Source organism: Flavobacterium sp. BFFFF1, from assembly GCF_002256285.1.
Taxonomy (GTDB): domain Bacteria; phylum Bacteroidota; class Bacteroidia; order Flavobacteriales; family Flavobacteriaceae; genus Flavobacterium.
Genome location: NZ_NKJE01000018.1, coordinates 1 through 23,033 on the forward strand (window position 1 = coordinate 1; position 23,033 = coordinate 23,033).

16 protein-coding genes are annotated in these 23,033 nt (G+C 42.0%); 10 read left to right on the plus strand and 6 right to left on the minus strand.

Annotation, left to right across the window (positions count from 1 at the left end):
* Nucleotides 1-46 precede the first annotated feature (46 nt).
* The 3 genes from CFE23_RS11530 to CFE23_RS11540 form a co-directional block, all read right to left on the minus strand.
* The gene (locus CFE23_RS11530; protein ID WP_291088147.1) at nt 47-523 is read right to left on the minus strand and encodes a hypothetical protein; all 477 of its coding nucleotides are present in this window, start codon (nt 521-523) and stop codon (nt 47-49) included.
* 723 nt (nt 524-1,246) lie between these two features.
* Nucleotides 1,247-1,774 carry a hypothetical protein gene (locus CFE23_RS11535; protein WP_291088150.1) on the minus strand — a complete coding sequence of 176 codons (528 nt, stop codon included), beginning with the start codon at nt 1,772-1,774 and terminating at the stop codon, nt 1,247-1,249.
* A 535-nt stretch (nt 1,775-2,309) separates the two neighbouring features.
* Nucleotides 2,310-3,860, minus strand: a complete 1,551-nt coding sequence (locus tag CFE23_RS11540; RefSeq protein ID WP_291088153.1) for a tetratricopeptide repeat protein — start codon at nt 3,858-3,860, stop codon at nt 2,310-2,312.
* Between the two features lie 219 nt (nt 3,861-4,079).
* Between CFE23_RS11540 and CFE23_RS11545 the strand changes: the two genes are divergently transcribed.
* From CFE23_RS11545 to CFE23_RS11570, 6 genes are all read left to right on the plus strand, one after another.
* A complete protein-coding gene (locus CFE23_RS11545; RefSeq protein ID WP_291088156.1) occupies nt 4,080-5,666 on the plus strand; it encodes a type I restriction-modification system subunit M in 1,587 nt (528 codons plus the stop codon).
* A 2-nt stretch (nt 5,667-5,668) separates the two neighbouring features.
* Nucleotides 5,669-6,913, plus strand: a complete 1,245-nt coding sequence (locus tag CFE23_RS11550; protein ID WP_291088158.1) for a restriction endonuclease subunit S — start codon at nt 5,669-5,671, stop codon at nt 6,911-6,913.
* A gap of 71 nt (nt 6,914-6,984) precedes the next feature.
* Nucleotides 6,985-9,453 carry a hypothetical protein gene (locus CFE23_RS11555; protein WP_291088160.1) on the plus strand — a complete coding sequence of 823 codons (2,469 nt, stop codon included), beginning with the start codon at nt 6,985-6,987 and terminating at the stop codon, nt 9,451-9,453.
* A gap of 61 nt (nt 9,454-9,514) precedes the next feature.
* Entirely contained in the window at nt 9,515-10,321 is an 807-nt protein-coding gene (locus CFE23_RS11560) for a hypothetical protein (RefSeq protein ID WP_291088163.1), read from the plus strand.
* Nucleotides 10,321-12,144: a DUF262 domain-containing protein gene (locus tag CFE23_RS11565; protein ID WP_291088166.1), complete on the plus strand. Its 1,824-nt coding sequence runs from the start codon at nt 10,321-10,323 to the stop codon at nt 12,142-12,144. The genes CFE23_RS11560 and CFE23_RS11565 overlap by 1 nt, the downstream gene beginning before the upstream one ends.
* 30 nt (nt 12,145-12,174) lie before the next feature.
* On the plus strand, nt 12,175-15,021 hold the full coding sequence (locus CFE23_RS11570) for a type I restriction endonuclease subunit R (protein ID WP_291088168.1): 2,847 nt from the start codon (nt 12,175-12,177) through the stop codon (nt 15,019-15,021).
* Nucleotides 15,022-15,030: 9 nt separating this feature from the next.
* Here the strand turns inward: CFE23_RS11570 and CFE23_RS11575 are convergent, their stop codons facing one another.
* Together CFE23_RS11575 and CFE23_RS11580 are read right to left on the minus strand one after the other, a co-directional pair.
* Entirely contained in the window at nt 15,031-15,255 is a 225-nt protein-coding gene (locus CFE23_RS11575) for a hypothetical protein (protein ID WP_291088171.1), read from the minus strand.
* A complete protein-coding gene (locus tag CFE23_RS11580) occupies nt 15,255-16,616 on the minus strand; it encodes a tail fiber domain-containing protein (RefSeq protein WP_291088174.1) in 1,362 nt (453 codons plus the stop codon). The genes CFE23_RS11575 and CFE23_RS11580 overlap by 1 nt, the downstream gene beginning before the upstream one ends.
* Nucleotides 16,617-16,725: 109 nt before the next feature.
* Between CFE23_RS11580 and CFE23_RS11585 the strand changes: the two genes are divergently transcribed.
* The 4 genes from CFE23_RS11585 (at nt 16,726) to CFE23_RS11600 (ending at nt 22,238) form a co-directional block, all read left to right on the plus strand.
* Nucleotides 16,726-18,570, plus strand: a complete 1,845-nt coding sequence (locus tag CFE23_RS11585; RefSeq protein ID WP_291088177.1) for a T9SS type A sorting domain-containing protein — start codon at nt 16,726-16,728, stop codon at nt 18,568-18,570.
* Between the two features lie 276 nt (nt 18,571-18,846).
* Nucleotides 18,847-19,611 (plus strand): SDR family oxidoreductase, encoded by a 765-nt coding sequence (locus tag CFE23_RS11590; protein WP_291088179.1) that lies wholly within the window; start codon nt 18,847-18,849, stop codon nt 19,609-19,611.
* Between the two features lie 19 nt (nt 19,612-19,630).
* Nucleotides 19,631-20,545 carry a helix-turn-helix transcriptional regulator gene (locus CFE23_RS11595; protein WP_291088182.1) on the plus strand — a complete coding sequence of 305 codons (915 nt, stop codon included), beginning with the start codon at nt 19,631-19,633 and terminating at the stop codon, nt 20,543-20,545.
* Nucleotides 20,546-20,741: 196 nt separating this feature from the next.
* Nucleotides 20,742-22,238: a choice-of-anchor J domain-containing protein gene (locus CFE23_RS11600; RefSeq protein WP_291088184.1), complete on the plus strand. Its 1,497-nt coding sequence runs from the start codon at nt 20,742-20,744 to the stop codon at nt 22,236-22,238.
* Nucleotides 22,239-22,415: 177 nt separating this feature from the next.
* Here the strand turns inward: CFE23_RS11600 and CFE23_RS11605 are convergent, their stop codons facing one another.
* The gene (locus CFE23_RS11605; RefSeq protein WP_291088187.1) at nt 22,416-22,754 is read right to left on the minus strand and encodes a hypothetical protein; all 339 of its coding nucleotides are present in this window, start codon (nt 22,752-22,754) and stop codon (nt 22,416-22,418) included.
* Nucleotides 22,755-23,033: the final 279 nt, after the last annotated feature.

Consider the following 23,033-nt stretch of genomic DNA (forward strand, 5'->3'; position numbering starts at 1 on the left):
GATTGTCTGGTGGTATTGTGACGCGAGAAGGCAAAGATCTAATGCGCTATTCAAATACTACAAATTCTCCCTGTACCGTACCGCCCAATTCCAGCATGCTGCTGTCGTTGAATGACATGCCCTTGCTGTTATGGAACGCGAAACGGAACCGGTCTGCGGCAAGCTGCTCGACGTCGAGCGTCCCTTGTATTACGGTATACGTGTCATTGCTGGGGCTGAAGGTTGCGCTGACATAATCGGGCTGATGCTGTTCCCTGTCAAAGTGGTAGGTCCCGGTCAGCGACTGCCCATCATCGGGCTTATTCAGCTGAATGAACAGCGATGGCAGGCCTTCACCCTGGGTGATCATAAATTCGGCGGTGTGAAGTCCCGTAATGGAAGACGTCCCATAGTACAGGTTGCCGCTGTTCATGGTGTAGGTTTCGGTGCCTAAAGTGATCGACGCGTTTAGGATGGGATCGTCGTCGGAGGTACAGGAGGCGGATAGTCCAACGAAGAGGAGCAGTAGGAGTATTTTTTTCATGATGGTAGCTGGCGGTTGGCCCACAGTATTTAGAATTTTCGGAAAAGATAAAAAAAATCCTATTTATAAAAAATACCCTTTAAAGGGTATTGTGCTGCTGATTGTGAAAAAGTACTACACAACAAAGCGCTATAAAACAAACCATTAACCAACCAACGCTATTGTGAAACGAACAGTACATTCCACGGGCGTATCTTTTTTAATCATTTTGTTCCCAGGGCTGTCGGGGGATTTTTGGTGGGAGGGGTGGTTTTTTCGTCACGCCCTACCCCTCTCTATTGCCCCGAAGTGTCGGGACGGAAGTTCGTGTGGTGTTATTGTGACGTGTTGTGAGAAGGTTTGCGGTATGGGGTTCTTGATACGGCTGAAACTTTGCTTCCGCACGCTTCATGCCACTCGAAGGGACGGCAGAATCTACCGTAGGTGTTTAAATAAGTGCAAAGCGGGACGTGTCTTCGCAACATTGGTTCTCGATACGTCGTGGCCCTTTGCTGGCGCACGGTCCACGACACTCGAACTGACGGGAGGGGGAGTTTGTCTGTTGGCGTGGTGACGCGTTGTGGCAAGGTTTGCGGTATGGGGTTCTTGATACGGCGGAAGCTTAGCTTCCGCACGCTTCATCCCGCTCGAAGGGACGAGAGGACATACTCTAGTTTTTAAACACGCTTAAAGGGGAAAGCCTTAGCGCAGCATGTTGCAAGCGTCGTAACGTTGGGTTGCATTTTAGAGCAACTCTTTGTTTTTCCTGTGTTTGCTGCGCTCGTTTTTATTGTCTGCGTGTTCGAAAGCACTTTTACGGACAAGGGCCAATTCCTTTTCCGTGGCGAGCAATTCCTTTTGGATATCGATAAACTTTTCATGGGCGCTGTTCAGCTTTTCACTGTAATGCCCTAGCTGTTCCCTGAATCTGGATTCAGCTGCGCCGATGGATTTATTGTATTTATAAATGCCAATGGTTGCAATCAACGCTACAAATATGGAGACAAACACCATAAAACGGTCGTTGCTGCTCTCTAGTGAACGCATCTTTTCTTCAAGCACTTCAATTTCCTTTTTAGAAATTGCAGCGTCTATCCGCATTTGAACTATTTCATCGTCATCTGCAGCAGGCATGCTATCCGGCTGGATTTGGACATTTGGATTTTTCTTTGCGGCTGGCGGCCGGTCTTTGGCGTGTGCTTTTCCGAAAGCCGTAAAAAGTAAAATCAGGGCACATGCCCAATGTTGAAGTTGTTTGGTAGTTGTAGTCATAAGATCGTAGTTTTAAACTTATCACTGCAACTCACCGTGAGGTATTTACGCGGGGGGATTAGGTTTCACCTTAAAGCCCAAAGAATTGCAGTATAAAAATTGTTCTAATTTGTGCATTTTAATTTTTTTGATAGCCTGCGTAATGTTTGTTAATCCGTAAACAGTCCTGAATCTGGATCCTGAATTACCTACCGTAATATACATTCTTGTTTTGGGTATTAAAAAATTATTCGATGAGTGGCGTTTTTATCCGACATGTTTCATTGTTTCTCTATGGATATTTATAGTCTGCAGCGAAAATATGCCACGTGGAGCGCATTTTTTTTCAGTGGGCGTTATGGAGCAAGGCCTGATGTCTGCAGTTCCTGAGTTAGCCTGAAACTTTGCTAAATTGATTGGCGCGATGCGCCAAATTGCCTTTACAATAGCACGCGCATAGGGGAAAGTGTTTGCGGCATGAGTTCTTTCTCTTACTTATTGATGCGATTCTATTTCAACTAAATTATTGGAGTGCGCGATTTTTCTATATATTACTTTAAGAATCGGTAGCCTGCCATTCGACAATAAGTCCAATTAATGTATTGATAAATTCGCGTTGCTCTTTTGTCACATGAGGAGATTTTCTGGGAGAGGAAAGCCAATTTTGCAAATCGTCGAACTCCCACTCTATATTATCGGGATCATTGTCCGCGATCTCCTGCAGCTTTTCAAATGTTTCCTGCACGCTCATGCTCCAATTATTATTTAACGTCGCATAAACTGCAATGATAAAGTTCGCGTTCACTAAATCATCATGGAGATTATCTTTGATATTTTCGAGATAGTTTTCACATTCCGATAATCTGTTTTCTATTATCAATGCCTCAATCAGGTTTAGATGACTTGTTACATGAGTTTTGTCAATCTTGATTGCTTCCAGATAACATTCAATTGATTTGTCATTTAATTCCTTCTTTGCATACATATTTCCTAAATTGTTCCATACCTCAACATAATCGGGACGCAGCTCCAATGCCTTATTAAAACAATTTGTAGCATCCTCATCAAGGTCCAATTCAGTATAGCTGTATCCTAGATAGTTCCAATTTTCTGCGTCATCCGGAGTTAACGAGATTGCCTTTTTATAGCACCGTACCGCTTCCGCGTAGTTTTGTAACTTTAAATATATCTCCCCTAAGTTTGTCCAGGCATAGGTATCCGTTGGATTAATTTCAATTGCCTTGTTATAGCTTGCCACTGACTCTTCATTGTTGTCCATTTTATCATATACTATCCCAAGTGTATTCCAGGCATCTGCGTATAGGGGCTTGAACTCGAGTGCCCTTTTACAGTACTTTACTGCTTCTTCATAGTTTTCCAGTTCGTCGTAGCAATAAGCCATCTTATAGTAGATGCTTACCAGATTTTCTACATTTATTTCTTTGGGATAAGTATTAATGATTTCATGAAAAGCCACTATTGCGTTAGCATAGTCCGGCTGTAAATATATTTTTAGCGCATTCGCGAGATCCTTTTCATATTCGTTAGAGTTTACATCAGTTCGAACTTCCTCAGCTTTATGTACCAGAATGCTTTTTTGCAATTCGCTCAGGTTGGGCTGTGCCGCTTCTTTGTATAAGCCTGTAATAATTTTTTTGCTTTTTTCTTCGTAGCGTTTCATATTTTCAATACGAGCTGCAGCATCCTTTTCGAGAAGTTCCATTCGCAACTTAGAATCATCAATGAACTGAGTGACTACCCTGTTTGCCTCTTCTTTTAGCTCACCGATGCGCTTGCGGTTTTTTTCGCTCACAATTATTCCGTAAATAGGAATGCCGATGCCGAAAAAAGTAATCATTACACCAAGTATGGTAAGCCATTGGTTTAAAGAATCATTCCGGTATTCCAGATTCTCTTTCCTTATTTCTAATTTTTCTTCCATCACGGCAAACCTATCGTCAAGCTTTTTGTCCGCTTCCTGCTGATAGTCTTTGATCTTATTTTCAATCAGCGCATTTTCAGCGGATGGATCGGCGGCTGAGACAGGCAAGGCGTATGTGCTGCCATAAATGAAGAGCACGCAAATGGATAGTATAATTTTTCTCATTCTTAATTGTTTTTAGGGAACTCGCTTCTTGAAACTTGTGCTGGGCAATTCCGGCTGAAATGTATTAAATCAGTTTTTTGAAAAAAATACCCGCTACAGGGTATTTTTTGGCATTCAACCGAATCGTATATTTCCCACTGATTAATTTCGCTGCTGCATTGTTTTTCCTGCCCCAATGGTTTACTTTTAGCGGTGATTTAATTAAACCAAACCCTAATAATGTCTGAAGAACAAAAAAAGCTCCTTGAAGCACAGCTGTGGAACATCGCGAATATATTGCGTGGCAAGATCAATGCGAACCAATTCCAGGATTATGTGCTCGGGTTCATATTCTACAAATACCTGTCTGAGAAGATGGAGAAATACGCGAACGAGATTCTCCGCCCTGACAATATTGAATACACTACGATTAACGAAGACACGCAAAGCGACTATATCGAGGCCGTGAAACATGCGGCGGTTGAGAAACTTGGGTTTTTCCTGAAGCCTTCGGATTTGTTCAGCAGTCTCGCGACCAAGGGCAATGCGAAGAAAACACAGGAAGAAGATGATGACGAGAGCGAGGAAACCTTTATCCTTGAAGACCTGGAGCGCATCCTGAAGAACATTGAGAAAAGCACGATGGGCTCAGAATCTGAAGAGGATTTTGACAACCTGTTCTATGATATCGATTTGAACTCGACGAAGATCGGGCGTACGGTGGCAGACCGGAACAAGGTCATTGTGAAGATCATTACGGCGCTGAATGCGATTGATTTTGATTTGGACAATACCGAAGGCGACGTGTTGGGTGATGCGTATGAATACCTGATTGGGCAGTTCGCTGCCGGTGCGGGACAAAAGGCGGGCGAGTTTTATACGCCGCAGGCAGTTTCTTCTATATTGGCGAAAATTGTGACGACGGGGAAGAGCAGGCTCAAATCTGTCTATGATCCTACGTGCGGTTCCGGGTCGTTATTGCTGCGTGTTGCCAAAGAAGTTACCGAAGTCGCGCATTTTTACGGACAGGAGCAGAACCGTACGACGTATAACCTTGCCAGGATGAATATGATTTTGCACAATGTGTCCTACCATGACTTTACAATACGGCATGAGGACACGCTGGAGCGTCCGCAGCATTTGGATTATAAGTTTGAGGCGATTGTGGCGAACCCACCATTCTCGGCACAGTGGAGTGCGAACCCGCTGTTTATGAACGACGAGCGTTTCTCACAATATGGAAAGCTTGCACCTAAGAGCAAAGCGGACTTTGCGTTTATTCAGCATATGGTGCACCAACTGGACGACAACGGTATCATGGCGTGTATTGCGCCGCATGGGGTGCTGTTTCGCGGGGCTGCCGAGGGGCATATCCGGAAATACCTGATTGAGGACCGCAACTATGTGGATGCGATCATTGGGCTGCCCGCGAATTTGTTTTATGGTACGAGCATCCCGACCTGTATATTGGTGTTGAAGAAATGCCGGGAGTTCCCGGATGACATATTGTTTATCGATGGCAGCGCGGCATTTGAGAAGGTCAAGAACCAGAACGTACTGCGGGGCGAGCATATCGACAAGATTGCGGACACGTACCGCGACCGTGCGGTGGTAGACAAGTTCTCGGCCCTCGCGACACTTGAAGCCATTAAGGCCAACGACTATAACCTGAATATCCCAAGGTATGTGAATACGTTTGAAGAGGCGGAGACGATTGACATCAATGCCGTTGCGCAGGAATTGAAGGCACTGGACCAGGCGATTGCCGAGACAGACAAAACGATTGCGGCTTTTTGTACCGAATTAGGAATCAATACCCCATTTTGAGTATGGAAAAATTAGTACCGAGGTTGCGGTTTCCGGGGTTTGAGGGGGAGTGGGACCTCAAGAAATTGGGCGATATTACAACTTGGGCTTCAGGAGGAACGCCACCTAAAGACGAAAGTCAATATTGGAATGGAAATATTCCATGGATAAGCGCATCAACTATGCGTGGTCTCGAATATTCTAATTCCCATTTAAAGTTGTCGGAGGCAGGTGTAAAGAAAGGTTCAAAGATAGCGAAAGTTGATTCGTTACTTTTACTTGTTCGAGGCAGCATGCTATTTAATAAGATTCCAATTGGAATTGTTACGAAAGATGTAGCTTTTAATCAAGATGTAAAGTCAATAGTTGTTGATATCGAATCCGCTACTTCAAAATACATTTTATCATGGTTTATTGCTAATGAACCATTGTTACTTGAAATGGTAACCGGTACAGGAATTGGTGCAGGAAAACTCGATTTAACCGAGTTAAAAAATTTAAACATTCTATTACCTTCGATAGACGAGCAAACAAAAATATCGCTATTAATAACTTCCGTTGAAAATAGACTTGAATCCCTCAAGCAAAAGAAAACCCTTTTAGAAAAATATAAAAAAGGGATGATGCAGCAAATCTTTAGTCAGGAGGTACGGTTTAAGGATGATGATGGTGGGGATTTTGGGGAGTGGGAGAACCTAGCTTTGTCGGAAATTGGTTTTACTTACGGTGGACTTTCCGGAAAAAGTGGTGAAGATTTTGGAGAAGGAAAACCTTACATACAATATAAGCAGATTTTTGATGATTCTAAAATTGATTCAAGAAGGTTTGGTTACGTTGCCATTAAAGAAAATGAAAATCAGAATTCAGTGAGGTACGGTGACACTTTCTTTACGACTTCTTCAGAAACAGCTAATGAAGTTGCATATTCGTCCGTACTTTTAGAAAACGTTGATGAACTCTACTTAAACAGCTTTTGTTTTGGCTTCAGACCTAATTCTTTAGAACAATTAAGACCAGAATTTGCGCAATTTCTTTTCAGAAGCAAATCATTTAGAGATGAGGTTATTAAACTAGCACAAGGAAGTACCCGATACAACATTTCAAAAGTGCAATTGTTAAAAACAATTGTTGCTTTGCCGACGGCAAAAGAACAAACCAAAATCGCTAATTTCCTTTCTGCAATTGATGATAAGATTGCGTTGGTTGGGAAGGAGATTGCGGGGGTGGAGATGTGGAAGAAGGGGTTGTTGGGGGAGATGTTTGTGTGAGGGAACGTAAGAAGTTGTAAAAAGCCGTAACAGTATTTAAAAGAATCGCGAAATCTAATTTTATCCAAAGTATGAGCAACATTGATTCATCCATTGTAAATTTTCAAAATTTTAGAGAAAATATCGATCTCTATAAAGGTGAGGACCTAAATGAAAGTGATACTCGTTCCAAACTAATAGATAGTTTGTTAATTAAAGTCCTCGGCTGGGAAGAGTCTAATATAAGGAGAGAGGGAAAGGTCGACTCAGGTTATTTCGATTACCACGTATCAGCCCCAGGTATCAATTTGATTATCGAAGCAAAAAGAACATTTAGTGATATTTTAATTCCGACCAGTCATCACCAAGCGAAGATAAATTCTTTATATAAGAGTAATCAGGAACTTTTCGATCAAATTCGTGGATATTCGGTAGATAAAGGGATTCAATATGGTCTTTTGACTAATGGCAGGCAATTTATTCTTTGCAAGTTATTTAATGTGGATGGAAGCTCTTGGAAGGAAAATCGATGTCTCATTTTTGATGGTCACGATGACATTGAAAGACGGTTCGTAGAATTTTACGAAAACTTATCCCAACACTCTATCTTGTCAAATGGAGGTTTTAAGTACGACTTTCCGAAATCTACTTTGTCATCTCGTACCGTAGTATCTACCCTTATTGACCGTGACAAAGAATTGGTGAGAAATGACCTTAGCGCAGCATTGACACCCTTGATTGAAAGAATATTTGGCGAAATATTTTCCGAAGAAAGTGAAAATGATATGGAATTAATTGAGCGCTGTTTTGTGGAAAATCAGGAGACAAAAAAAAATAGATTAGAAATAGAGAGGCTTTTTGCAGATAAAGCTCCTCAACTTTCTAATGTTGTTCCGGCCGTAAATTATCATAGTATTCGCAAACAGATAAATCATGAAATTAATAGTGATGAAATTAACATCAAAAACCTGATTCCTCCAAAACCAATCGTGATTGTAGGATCTAAAGGTGCAGGAAAATCCACCTTTATAAACCACTTATTTATATCTGATGATTATACAGATAGTGATCACCTTCCAATCTATTTAGATTTGCGAAAATTTTTTAATTCCGGCAATTCCTTAGAGCCTGAAAATGTTTCTAAAGAAATTCTCATTCTTATCAATGATAAATTTCCCGAATTAGAACTATATTCTGCAACAATCTTAAAAAGAGTGTATTTTCGAGAGATAAGGGAAAACGACATGGGGATTTGGCAACATTTCAAAGAGCATAATAATGAAACGTATCAAGAAAAACTCTCTGATTATCTAACCCAAGTCACGGCAAACAAATTAGAACACCTGGTCGCATTGAATAGATACTTCATCAGAGAAAGAAGAAAGCGATTAGTTGTTATAATTGACAATGCAGATCAGTACAATAATCAAATACAAGAAAATGCTTTTCTGTTTGCACATTCTCTCTCTCGGAAATCCTACTGTGGAACTATAATTTCTTTAAGAGAGGGTTACTACTATAAATGGCGTTCATCCCCTCCGTTTGACGCTTATGAAAGTAATGTTTATCACATTACCGCACCGAAATATTCTGAAGTTCTTCAAAGACGAATTGATTATACACTGGAAAAAATTAAAATAACTGGTAACACAATTGCTTATAATGAACAGGGAATGAATGTTACTATTCCTAACCAAGCAGTTATAGAATTTTTATCAGGACTTAAAAATTCATTATTTTCTGAATCTAACTCAACTCTTATTGATTATCTAAATTATACAACTTATCCTAATATAAGAGAAGGTTTAAAAGTTTTTAAGCAATTTTTGATATCAGGCCATACCAATGTTTCTGATCAAATTGTTCGCGAACGATTTCGACTTGTAGGTCAGACCACACAAACTATCCCAATTCACGAGTTTGTAAAAGCGATTGGATTAAATAACAAATTATACTATGATTCTGAGACGAGTTTAGTCAATAACGTTTTTATTCCCTCAACGGATAGCGATGATCATTTTCTATCTCTCTATATATTGAGCGACCTAGTGAATCGGCTAGAAGCTGGAGGTGTAATAAATAAATATCTTTCCTTAAACGAACTTCACGAAAAATTTAAATCCTTTGGTTATAGAAATAATATTATTAATGAATGTATTCACAGGCTTCTGAAGTCTAATCTTATTGATACTGATGAGCAGTTAAGCGATATTGAATGGGATAGCCTTCCCTTTGATTGCAACATCGCCATCACCTCAAAAGGCTACTATTATTACAGAGAACTTTGTGGAAGATTTCATTATCTTGACCTTGTTCTTCAAGACACTCCCGTTTTTGATGTTACATCCTTTGAGAATATAAAGGAAAGTTTTCCCCTCTCTGACACTAACGGGAAGCGCAACTTGCAACACCGTGTTCAAACTGTAAAAAATTTCATTGAATATTTAAAAATGAAAGATACCAGTCAACCAGCTCAAATCACTTTTAATTATGGGAAAATATCAGACTATATACAAAGCATTTTAGCATCAGATCTCGTCAGGATTGAGAGTAGAATTTAATATTGATAACCTTAGGTCTAGAATGGCTTTATAAATATCCTCTTAATGAAAAATATATTCAATGGCAAATAATTTTGTTGACCATAAAGATAGATGGTTACTTATAGCGAACGGCGAGTTTGAATACCCAATACTGTTTATAAAATCTTGGCTGCCGTTTAATGCATGGTATTGCAACAATTATCCTCAACATAGGAATAAAGACCGTCCGATTTTGGAAGAGATGAAAGTTGATAACAATCTTTTCACGACCCGCATTATTTCCTTGTTACAGAATTCGGACGAGGACTCGACAATCTTTCAAAATAACCTAGTTAAACTTTATAGTTTTCTTGAAAGCTACAAAGTGCCAAATGCTATTGATAACATCAGTTTTAGGTCGTTAAACTTCCGAACTAATCCCACCACTTCCTACATAAAGTCTTACCGAGGACATAATTATAAGGTGGAAATTATTAGTCCTGTTCAACCATACAATTATCGCATCAGAGTAGACATTTTAAATCCAAGCGGTGGAAATATATTCTTATACAATCATACTAAGTATGATAAGTCACACCTTATTGCAGATGCTGATTTTATGCAGTTATCACTTACGAACAAAAATATAATCCTTGAGGGATTGGAAAAGGTTAATCCGAAGCTAAAAGAATCGCTACTTGTTGTTAGGAGGAATGAATCTTTGCAAACAATTTCAAATATTCTTTTTACAAATGATACACCCTTGTTGGCCAAGGCAATTATCGAAGTACTCTATAATATTCGCTGTATCCTCTTTCACGGTGAAATACAGCCTAGTAAAGATAACCTCAAAATTTACGAACCCGCTTTTTACATGTTAAAACAACTAATCAAATCCCTTGACTAATGAGCTTAAGCAATAATATCCAAGCAAACGCACGGAAGCTATTTGAAATGCTTCAAAATAAATATATTGTAGATTATTTCCAGCGCGAATATAAATGGGAGTATAAGCACATTGAGCAACTTTTGATTGATTTAGAAGCTTCGTTTCTTTCGAATTATGAAAGCGGTGACTTGATTTCGGATGTCGCCGCAAGATACAATTCGTATTACTTAGGACCAGTTGTAATTTGTGAAAAGGGCAATAACCGTTCTATTGTAGATGGTCAACAAAGATTAACTTCCATCACTCTTTTGCTAATTTATTTAAATAACTTACAGAAGAATTCTATAGACCCTGAGGATATTACTTCATTAATATATTCGAGAAAAAGTGGGCGCCGAAGTTATAATATCGAAGTTCCTGACAGAACAAAAATTTTAGATGCACTATTTAACAATCAAATCTATGATTTAACGGAAGAGTCAGACGAGTCAATAAGAAATATGTATGATCGATATTCCGATATTGAAAACATTTTTTCCGATGAATTAAAATCTGACAAACTCCCATTATTTATAGAATGGTTAAAAGAAAAAGTCGTGTTTGTCGAGATACTTGCATTCACCGACGAGAATGCTTACACTATCTTTGAGACAATGAATGACCGCGGTTTAAATCTTACTCCAACTGAAATGCTTAAAGGTTATTTATTAACACACTTAAAAGAGGCTGATAAAATTGAGGAACTAAATAATATATGGAAGGAGAAAATTTCCAACCTTCATAAGTACTCACCACAGGAAGATTTGGAGTTTATTAGAGCCTGGTTTAGAAGTCAATACGCCGATTCGATAAGAAGTGCTTCTAGAGGGGCGGAGAACGAAGATTTTGAAAAAATAGGAACAAGATTTCATACATGGGTTAAGGACAATCATAAAAGAATAGGACTAACAAATTCAAATGCGTACTATTATTTTATTAAAGGTGATTTTGAATTTTATTCAACAATATATGAGCGTATCAAATATTATGAAAATAATTATACGGACGAACTCGAAACTCTATACCTTACGTCTTACTATGGCATAGCGTCTTCTTTAAGTTATCCTCTACTGATGTCCGCCATTAATAAATTGGATGATGAAGAAACCATCGTATCCAAATTAAAAGCCGTCTCTAAATTTATTGATATTCTTATAATAACAAGAGCCGTCAACTACAAGAGTAACGCGCAGTCATTTTTACGCTACATCATTTACACCCTTGTAAAAGATATTAGGAATAAAAGTCTATCAGAATTGAAAACTATACTTAAAGAAAGAATTCAATCTAGTAAAGAAACTTTTCTAGAATTAGAAGATTTCACATACAACAATGGTAATCGAAAATTTATTCATTACTTATTAGCCAGATGCCATCTATTTATTGAGCGGCAAGTATTTGAGAATAAAGATTTGGAAATGAGTGACCTAATGGCTGCAAGGAAATATAATAGATATGTTCTTACACCGGTAATTTGGGAATATTATAAATATTCAAAACATTTCGAAAATGAAGAGTCGTTTTATTTAACTGAGAAAAAAATAGGGAACTTCGTGCTTATTCCAAACCCTGTTTCAATAGAATTTATGGGTGTGACCTCGACTTCCAAAATTAACAAATTACGAAAAGAAGACAACCTGAATAAAATTATCATCCCAAAAGTTTACGAAGCGGTTGATCCAGATAATTTTTTACGAACCCTTGGCTTTTTACCATTTTTAGATTTTAAGCAAGGAATTGAGGAAAGAACAATCGCATTGCATAATTTAATTAGAGAAATTTGGAGTGTTGAGAGAATCTAAATATTCAGATATAACAATAACATTCTACATATGACCTCCCAATCCGAACAAATTCTTGAACAAAACCTTATTGCCCAACTCGTAGCCAACGGTTATGACAAGGCGTATATCCGCGATGAGAAGGATTTGCTCGCGAACCTGAAGGCGCAGTTGGAAAAACACAATAACAAACGTTTTTCTGATTCGGATTTCCAGCAAATCCTGAACCACCTGACCAAGACAAACAATGTGTTTGAAAAGGCGAAACTGCTGCGCGATAAGTTTGCGTTCCGCAACGACAGCAACGAAGTCGTGTATGTCGAGTTCCTGAACATGGAGCACTGGTGCCAGAACCAATACCAGGTTACAAACCAGGTCACGATGGAAGGCAGTTATAAGAACCGCTATGATGTGACGCTGCTGATTAACGGGATTCCGTTGGTGCAGGTAGAACTCAAGCGCCGCGGGCTGGAAATGAAAGAGGCGTATAACCAGATCAGCCGGTACAGCAAGCACTCGTTTGGTGCGTCGCTGGGGCTGTTTAACTTTATACAATTGTTCGTCATCAGCAATGGCGTGAACACGAAATACTTCAGCAATTTTACGGGGCAAAAGCCCGACTTTAAGCAGACTTTTTACTGGACCGATGAAAACAACAAGCGCGTCTCGCAACTCGCTGATTTTACGAATGTCTTTTTAGAGAAGTGCCACCTGTCCAAGATGATCACGAAGTACATCGTGCTGCATGAAACCGACAAGGCGCTCATGGTGCTGCGCCCATACCAGTATTTTGCCGTCGAGAAGATTATCGAACGGGTAAAGACCACGAATAAGAATGGGTATATCTGGCATACGACCGGATCGGGCAAGACGTTGACTTCGTTTAAAGCCAGCCAGATCTTGTCCAAACTGCCTAAGGTGGATAAAGTCGTGTTTTGTGTGGACCGCCGTGACCTCGATTACCAGACTTCGAAAGAGTTTAATGAGTTTTCGCCGGGCAGTGTGGATGGGACGCACAATACCAAATCGCTCGTCAGCCAGTTTGCTGATGACAATACCCGCCTTATCGTTACCACGATACAGAAATTGTATACGGCAGTGACTAAGGAGCACCATCTGAAAACGATGGACCAACTCAAAGACAAGAAGATTGTGTTTATTTTCGATGAGTGCCACCGTTCCCAGTTTGGCGATACCCATAAAAAGATCAAGGCCTATTTTAATAATTACCAGATGTTTGGATTTACGGGTACGCCGATCTTTGTGGACAATGCCGTTTCCAAAGCCGGGAAGAAGCATACGACGGCGGCACTGTTTGACGAAAAACTGCACCAGTATGTGATTACGGATGCGATTAAGGATGAGAACGTGTTGCGGTTCTCGGTGGAGTATGTTGGAAAATACCGCGAGAAGGAAGGTTCCCGTAACGAAATAGACATTGAGGTCGAGGCTATCGACACGCAGGAACTCATGGAGAGTCCGCAGCGGTTGGAAAAGATTGCCGACTACATTATCCAGCAGCATCCGGTCAAGACGCACCGCAGGGAATTTACGGCGATGTTCTGCGTCAGCAGTGTGGACCTGCTGATTAAATACTATGATATTTTCCGGCGTTGGAAGGAACAAGGGCGGCATGACCTGAACATTGCGACGATCTTCAGCTATGGCGCTAATGAAGAGGAGAAAGACGACCTGGGTGCCATTGATTTCCAGGACTTTGATATGGTTGCCGACCCGGGGGAACAACCTTATGTTTCTTACCATACGCGCGATAAACTGGAAGCATATATCGGGGAATACAACAGGGATTACCAAACCAATTATACGACGAAGGACAGCGATTCCTTTTACAATTACTATAAAGACGTTTCGGATAAAGTCAGGAAGCGGAAGATTGACCTGCTTTTTGTGGTGAACATGTTCCTGACCGGATTTGACAGCAAGAGCCTGAATACGCTGTTTGTGGACAAGAACCTGCGGTACCACGGACTCATACAGGCGTATTCAAGGACCAACCGAATTTATGGGCAGAAGAAGTCGCAAGGGAACGTGGTGGTGTTCCGCAACCTTAAGAAGGCTACTGACGATGCGATTGCGCTGTTCTCGAACAAGGAAGCGAAGGAGATCATTATCATGAAGCCGTATGTGAACTATGTGGATGACTTTAATACCGCGTATGAAAAGCTGTTGGCTATTGCGCCGACGGTGGATTCGGTAGACGATTTGCTGAGCGAAGATCAGGAACTGGAATTTATTAAGGCGTTCCGGGAATTGCTCAGGCTGCGGAACGTAATTGCCTCGTATGCCGACTTTACGTTTGACGACCTCGACATCGAGGAACAGCAGTTTGAGGATTACAAGAGCAAGTACCTGGATTTGTATGATAAGGTCAGGACTTCCAAGGAAAAAGTATCGGTACTGGATGAGGTGGATTTTGAATTGGAATTGATCCATCGCGATGATATTACGGTGGCGTATATCCTGAACCTGCTGGCGAAACTTAAAGCGATGTCGCTCGAGGAAAAAGAACGCAAACAGAAAGAGATACTGGATTTGGTGGCCGGCGATGTCAGATTAAGGAGCAAGCGGGAGCTTATCGAGAAGTTCATTATCGAGAATTTGCCGTTGATTGTGGACGACAGTATCGAGGAGCAGTTTGAAAGCTTTATGAATGTCGAGAGGCAGAAGGCCTTCGACCAGTTTGTGACACAGGAGCACCTCGATGGCGAAAAGCTCAAAGCGTTGGTTGAGAATTACCTGTTTTCAAAGCGTACGCCGACCTCACAGGAAGTGATTGAGACGCTGGACAGCCAGCCTTCGGTGTTGCACAGGAAAACGATTGGCGAAACGCTGCTTTTGAAATTTAAGGGATTTATAGATACTTTTTTTGGGGAGTAGTGCTATCCGTTACAAATACCCAAACCCATTATTCCCCGCAATTACCAATAACGGGGCAATGTTGTCCCTGAACCTTCCGTATTCAAAATCGTGGACGGCGTCCCGCGTTGGGTAGATCGTCAGGTATTCTTGCAGCAGCTTGTTTTTGGGCTGGTGGTGGCTGGTGATTTCGCAGGCGGTTTTCTGCAGGTTGTAGAACGGCAAAAAAAACCCGGAAAATTCCGGGTTATCCACTATTTCAAGTTACCTGCACTAACCTTACTGTCCATCGCCTGGAGCTTTTGATCCAATGCGTTAAGGCGTTTTTCGAGCTTTTCATTTTCAGCCCGCAATGCATCAATAAGCAATTGTTGTTCCTGTACCGCCTTTACCGATATGGCAATAAGGTCATTATACCTGACGCCGTACATTCCTGCATCGTCTTTTGATATGATGCCATTCGATGAAGCTCCTGAGTCCAGAAGTGCCTTCTCAAGTTCCTGTGCGATAAACCCATACTCTGTTTTTTTACTGCTGTCATTAAGCCGTGCATAGGAAACCGGGTTGAGCGTTTGCAGAAAAGCCAGTCCAAGATCTGATTTTTTAACATCATATTTCCATCTTTTATCTGAAGTGACAGTCCAGGCTACCTGAATACCTGCGTAGGTGATGGATGCATTTCCCATACGCACCTGATTGCTGCCTGTATTGGAAGGGACCTGCGCAGCGCATCCAATCGCTATGTTATTTGATCCTGACGCCAGGCTGTTTAAAGCATGGTCCCCCATAGCGGTATTGCAGTCGCCTGAGCTGGCAGCATTCATTGCAAAGCTTCCTACAACAGTGTTTGAATCGCCGGTGCTGGAATGACCTGCTTTGTATCCAACAGCTGTATTTTCATCACCTGAAACATTGTTGGCAATGGCGTAAACCCCAATCCCTGTGTTGTCGATACCATCAACATTCTCACTAAGGGAAGCGTAGCCTTCCCCTGTATTCCTTACGCCATCTATATTCTTAAGTAATGCGGTATTTCCTGTTGCAGTATTTTGATTTCCAGTGGTATTTGCTTTAAGAGCAGACCTCCCCACTGCGGTATTATTACTTCCTGACGAATTTAACGAAAGGGCATCGGTGCCAAGCGCAGCATTTGACGAGCCTGTACTCGTCCTTGGCAGTGAACCCACACCAAAGCCGACAGACGTTAGAGCAATAAAACCCGCATGTGTACTGTTTCGGTTGATTTCAAGATCCACGTTATCTGTAGTCCCTAAAAAGTTTGTACCAGCAGTAGTCCCTGCATTTCCGGTCAATAACCATCCCGTCCCCAGTGATTTCCATGATACATTGGGATTATCCCAGTAATAGAATCCAGGTGATTTGCCGCTTACTGTCGTTGTCAGGTAAATAAGCATCGCGTTCTGGTCACTGCCAGGACTTGTTGGAAAAGCGCTGACCCTCGGAATAATAATCCCGTCTGTGCTGACAGGAGCAGTGCTGCTACTTGGTGCAATTTCAAGCATGGCGTGTGGTGTTGTGGTATTAATACCTGTTTGTGCCTCGGTGTACGAGTAAGTTAATAATAACAAAACAAGAAGTAAAGATAGTTTTTTCATAACATATCGTGTTAATTGGTTATACTATCGCAATTTAAAATTTATTTTTAATATATTGTTAATTTAAGTTAATTTTTATATTTTTACGCAAACTAAATCACTATCCATCATGAAAAATTTAACCATTTTCTTATTTATATTCTTTTCATTGGCACCTAAAGTCACGTTTAGCCAGCTTTATGTTGGTCAAAATTCTTATCTATGCGTAACTGGCAGATTCGTTTATGAAACAAAAAACATTACCATCGAAGACAATACACTAAACGCACTTTACGGAAAAATCTACCTTCGTTACGACGGACAACTTTTACAAGGAAATTCAGGCGCGTCGGCAAATAGTGGAACCGGAAACCTGTCGGTATTTCAGGAGGGAACAGCGGACAAGTTTCAGTACAATTACTGGTGCTCGCCTGTGGGGAGCACAACACCTTCATCGGGGAATGGAAACTTTTGGATAGATCACCTTTATGCGCCGTCAACATTCACGGCCAGCAGCATTTCAACAGAGACAAGTGGCGAAGACGGTACAGCAACCCCTTTGACGATTTCAAACGCATGGATATTCAGGTTTCTACAAACTTTTTTTTACGAAGGATGGTCTGCAACAAACAGTACCGAAAGAATAGAAGCTGGTGAAGGATTCACTATGAAAGGAAGCGGCAGCTCCGGAGACGTCAACCATACTACCGTAGCGGGAGTGGAAAATAATCCCGATGGCAGCCACCAAAGGTATGATTTCCGAGGGCGTCCAAACAGTGGGAACACTCCTGTATTTGTAAAAAGTGGTATGCTAACGCTCACAGGAAATCCATATCCAAGTGCAATTGACCTGGCAGACTTTCTAACCAATGAATCAAACTGCACCGGTATTGCCTACTTTTGGGAACAGAATAAAACAGTCAGCGGCACGCATCATTTGGCAGATTATGTGGGTGGATATGGCACCTTTTCACCGGCTACTGGGTATGTACAGGCGCAATATTTTCATCTTGATCCTGAATTTCCCAATGTGATGATTTACTACAGTCCTGCACAATATGGCGAGAATTTCCGAAGGAGTTTTACACCGATTGGCCAGGGATTTTTTATAGAAGGAACGACAAACGGAAGCGTTACGATGAAAGACGAATACAGAAGGTATGTTCCTGAAGGTTATACAAACTATTCTCAATTTGACCGAATGGCTGGTGGCTCAAATCCAAGTTACAAAAAACAGTTTCTGACAGCCATCGCATCCCCGAAAGAAATCAATTACATCGAACGCTTTGAAAAACAGGTACCCGAAATACGTTTAAACATACTTCAGGACAAAAAGTTGATGAGAGAGCTTTCACTTGCGTTCAACAACCAGGCTACTGCAAAAATTGACAGGGCAATGGACGCAAGATTAGTTAGTAATACTGATACCGACAATTATTTTGTTTTGGAAAACAATAAGGAATTTGCAATTAATGTATTACCATTTGAAATGGATGCAAAAATACCACTCGGATTCAGGAACAAAAAAGCGGCAAATTATAAATTAGGAATTAAGTTCCTGCAGGACTTTGATCTTTCAGAACACATTTATCTTCATGACAAATTATCTGACAAGTTTTATGACCTTAAAAACGAAGCTTGTGAATTAAACCTCCCTGCAGGAGTTAACAACAACCAATTTGAAATCACATTCAGCAGGGACATCCTGAGCACAAACCCCATAAACGGGCAAAACATTTGCATTCTACAGGATAACACCATAAAAAGTGTATTGATTGCCAATCCTAATTTATTGCCGCTGAGCAGCATCGTGATCTACGATATGGGAGGAAAGATAATCTACACACAAGATAGCCCGGAACCCCGAATACAATATGAAATAAACACAGCGAATCTTTCCAGTGGCGTTTACATCGTAAAACTTAAGTCAACGGTAGGTTCTGATTTCAACACTAAAATTAATGTGACAAATTAAGTTATCGTGTGGGATACACAAATAGTCAATAGCGCTGGAAAAGTACTACAGTCAAATTCCAGATAACAATAGTCTCAAAAAAATCCCATTGAAAGGGATTTTTTTTATTTAAACGGTGTTCAATGGCTACAGTGGGTCGCCATAAAATACTGCGATCGAGCTAAAGCGCTTAAAAGCAGCATCACTTAAAAAACGACTACAACATCCCCTATTTCGGCTACAACCATCAGCTTTTGTTTCAGGAACTTTGCGCTATCAATTTAAAATCATTTACACATGTCAACTAAAAGTACCATTGCATTGGTGACCGGCGGAAGCCGCGGACTGGGCAGGGATATGGTCATCAACCTGGCCAGGAACGGGAACAACATCATCTTCACCTACCACAGCAACAAAGTGGAAGCCGACAAGGTCGTCGCGGAAGTATTGGCCATGGGGCAAAAGGCGATTGCCTACCCGTTGGATATGGGTTCTACAAAAGGGTTTGATGGGTTTGTTGCGCAGGTCAGCCAGCATTTGCAGGAACATGAGGGGTCGCCGCATTTCGATTTCCTGATCAACAACGCCGGCGCCGGAGTGTATGGATCGGTAGCTGAAACGACGGAAGACGCTTTTGACAGCATGATGAACATTCACCTGAAAGGGGTGTACTTTCTCACCCAAAAACTGTTGCCGTTGATCAAGGACGGTGGTAGGATTGTCAACATCTCCTCCGGATTGACGCGGGTGACTTTTCCCAATGTGTCGGCGTATGCGATCATGAAAGGTGCCATTGAAACGTACACCAAATGTTTGGCGAAAGAACTGGGCAGCCGGAATATTACGGTCAATGTGGTCGCGCCCGGCGCCATTGCGACTGATTTTGGCGGCGGTTCCAACAAATCGGATGCAAACAAGCGCAATGCGATTGCGTCCATCACTGCCTTGGGGCGTGTGGGCGAACCGGAAGACATCGGCGGCGTGGTGGCTTTCCTGTGTACGCCTGCCGCGGGATGGATGAATGGGCAGCGGCTGGAACTTTCCGGAGGGATGATGGTATAATTATTTGTAATTTTGCGACATGAGCCAACATCCGGTACATAGGGTTAAATCGATTGCCGAATTCCACAAGATGAAGGAATTGCCTGCGCCTGCCCATCCTTTGATCAGTTTATTCGATTACGGCGCTTTTGAGTGTTCGACAGCCATTTACCACAAGCATTTTGTGTTTGATTTCTATCACATTTCGATCAAGCGCAGTATTGGCGCCACGTTCCGGTATGGGCAAAACCACTATGACTTTGATGATGGCGTGATGTTCTTTATTGCGCCGAACCAGGTTTTTGGCATCGAGACGATTGAGGAGATTGCGGCTGCCAAAAGCGGTTGGGTACTGATGATCCATCCTGACTTTTTATGGGGTACTGCGTTGGCGGCAGGCATCAAGCAATATGAATTCTTTGACTATGCGGTACATGAGGCCTTGTTTCTTTCTGAAAAGGAAGAAACGGTGCTGAATGCCATCGTCAGGAATATTGAGCAGGAGTACCACGGCAATCCGGATTCCTTCAGTCAGGGCATTATCATTTCCCAGATTGAGACTTTACTCAATTATTCGAACCGGTTCTACCAAAGGCAATTTTTAACCCGCAAAGCCAGCAACCACAAGATTTTAGCGCAGGTAGAAAAAATCATCGAGGATTATTTTGACGATGAGGGGACTACGGGGCTGCCGACCGTACAGTATGTAGCCGAATCCCTGCACCTGTCACCGGTATACCTGAGCAGTTTGCTGAAATCGGTCACGGGGCAGACCACGCAGCAGCACATCCACGAAAAACTAATTGAGAAAGCGAAAGAGAAACTGTCTACCACGGAATTGACGGTGTCAGAAATCGCGTTTGCGTTAGGGTTTGAACACAGCCAGAGCTTTTCCAAATTGTTTAAGGTAAAAACCAGTTTGTCGCCGTTGGCATTCCGTAGCTCGTTCAACTGATTTGATACAAATACTTCGCCCACCATTGCTCCAATTCAGCGGTTCCCTGGAGTGTACGATTGTAACGGGTACTGGGCCATGTGCCTCATCATAGGCAGCAACTGAAGGCGGCGATTCCTTCACAATTATGATTTTGTTGGGATTTTGTTAACGGTAATACTGCTAATTTTACTAACTTAATTTAAAAAAAAAGCACATGAAAAAAATTACACTTTCACTTTTCGCCTGTGTTTTCTCTGCTGCCGGCTTCGCGCAGTTCAGTGAAGACTTTGATGCAGGGACGGATCTTCCGGTCGGATGGTCTGTAATCCAGGGTGGCGATGCCAACAACTGGGAAATACTTGATATTACAAACGAGTTTGGCCTTGACGCACACTCCGGTTCCAATGCCGCGGCCATCCAGTATGATTCAGACAGCCCGCATGACGACTACCTCGTTACGCCTGCTATTACTGTTGCTGCCGGCGTGAATGATTATTTCTCATTCTGGGGTAGGAGCCTTGATCCTGACTATCCGGAAATGATTGATGTACGACTGTCTACTGCGGGCGCCACCAATCCTGCAGATTTCAACGTGACGCTACAGGCCAATGTTACGCCTTTCAGCAGTGAGGACTATTACAAGTTTTCGTATGACCTTAGCGCGTATGTTGGCCAAACAGTATATATCGCTTTTTATTCGTCTACATTTGATAAGTTTGTTTTTGAAGTGGATGATGTGTTGAGCGGTGCATTGCCAAACTGCCTCGAGCCTATGGCCGGGGTTGTGACCAATATCACTGACTCTGGAGCAACAGTAGGATGGACTTCTGCAGGAAACGCGTTCGAGTTGGAATACGGCCCGGATGGCTTTATACAGGGAACAGGAACGACTCTTGCTGCTTTAGGCGCCACCTCCATAAATTTATCCGGACTTGATTCGTCAACAGTATATGATGTATACATCAGACAAAACTGTAGCGTAAATAGTGCTAGCGAATATACAGCGCTTTCATTCGAGACGCTGGAAACATTAGCGGCTAATGATGAGTGTATTGGCGCAGTTGCGATTGTACCTGGTGGGGATTTTGAAGCCAGTGCAGTGACGTCTACGAGTGTGGGCGCTACTGATTCGGCTGATTTGCCAAGCTGCCAGGAGTCTGCCATCCGTGATGTATGGTTTAGTGTGGTTGTTCCAGCAGACGGTAACGTGACACTTGAAACACAACTGGTTACAGATTCTGCTAACGATGATACGATTATGGTTGCGTATTCAGGAGATTGTACCAATCTTTCTGAAATTGACTGTAATGACGATAATCCCGATGGCAATGATCTTTTCTCTAAACTCAATCTTACCGGATTGACACCGGGCGAAACGATTTATGTTGCGGTATGGCAGTATGACGGTTTGTTTGGGTCGACACCCGATGCTTTCAGGTTTTCAGCTTACAACGCAACCCTTGCTGTACCAAATCAGGAAGCTTCAAAACTTACCTATTTCCCAAACCCGGTCAGCAATGTGCTAAACCTGTCTTATGACCAGGAAATTGTTGATGTGAGCGTGACCAATATGGTGGGACAACAGGTATTGTCCAAAACGATTAATGCGACTTCGACTGCCTTGGATCTTTCTGCTTTGGCACAGGGTACATACGCTGTGAAGGTAAACACCGGAAACGCTACAAAGGTGGTGAAAGTGGTGAAACAATAGTCTGACGATTGTTATATATAAAGGCTGCCGCGAGGCGGCCTTTTTTTTTGAGGTGGGTTGTCGAATTAATTTCCGTTGGACTGGCAATCCGCTCCTACGGTTGGGCGCCCTCCGCTACATACCTGTTTTCGAGTAACATGGGAATAACACGGTAATTATATAGATGTTAGGCGGATGTTATCTTTCATGGATCTCTGTATCAATTACGGGCAGGTCTTTGTTTTTTGCGGCCGCTGCGACATCAGCAAGGTACTTTTTTCCAAATGCATTGGCGCGTTCCAATTCCTTTTGGCCTGCTGCAGAGGCGTTGCGAAACTTCTTAACAATAGTATCGTGTTGGTACACCGGCACCCACTCATAACTGTTTGCTGCACGGGCGAGTACCGTGGTGGCTACCTCGTGTGATGCTTTGTTGTAATAGGGACGTATTGCCTGTTGGGTTTTAATCTCTGCGTATCTGGGCTGCGCAAAACCTGCCGCCGAAACGAACAACAGGATCAGGTATATTTTATTCATTTTTTCTGCTTTAGCGGACGGTAGCAGGTTAGGTGGGGCATTGCAAGTTATGCCAAAATCGGTGGTTTGTCAAGGCTTTTAAAGTTACTTTAACAGGCTTGTCAGTGATTGACGAGTTCCCGCAACGATAATTCGTTACAGTCCAAATCTCTGCGTTGCATTGATTGTAAAATTAAACGCATGCAGGCCTGCCTGAAACCTGGTGCTATTAAATCCCGTAAAATTCAGCAGGAAACGCCCATCGGTATGGATTGGCTTTTTAAAACGCCGAATCAGACG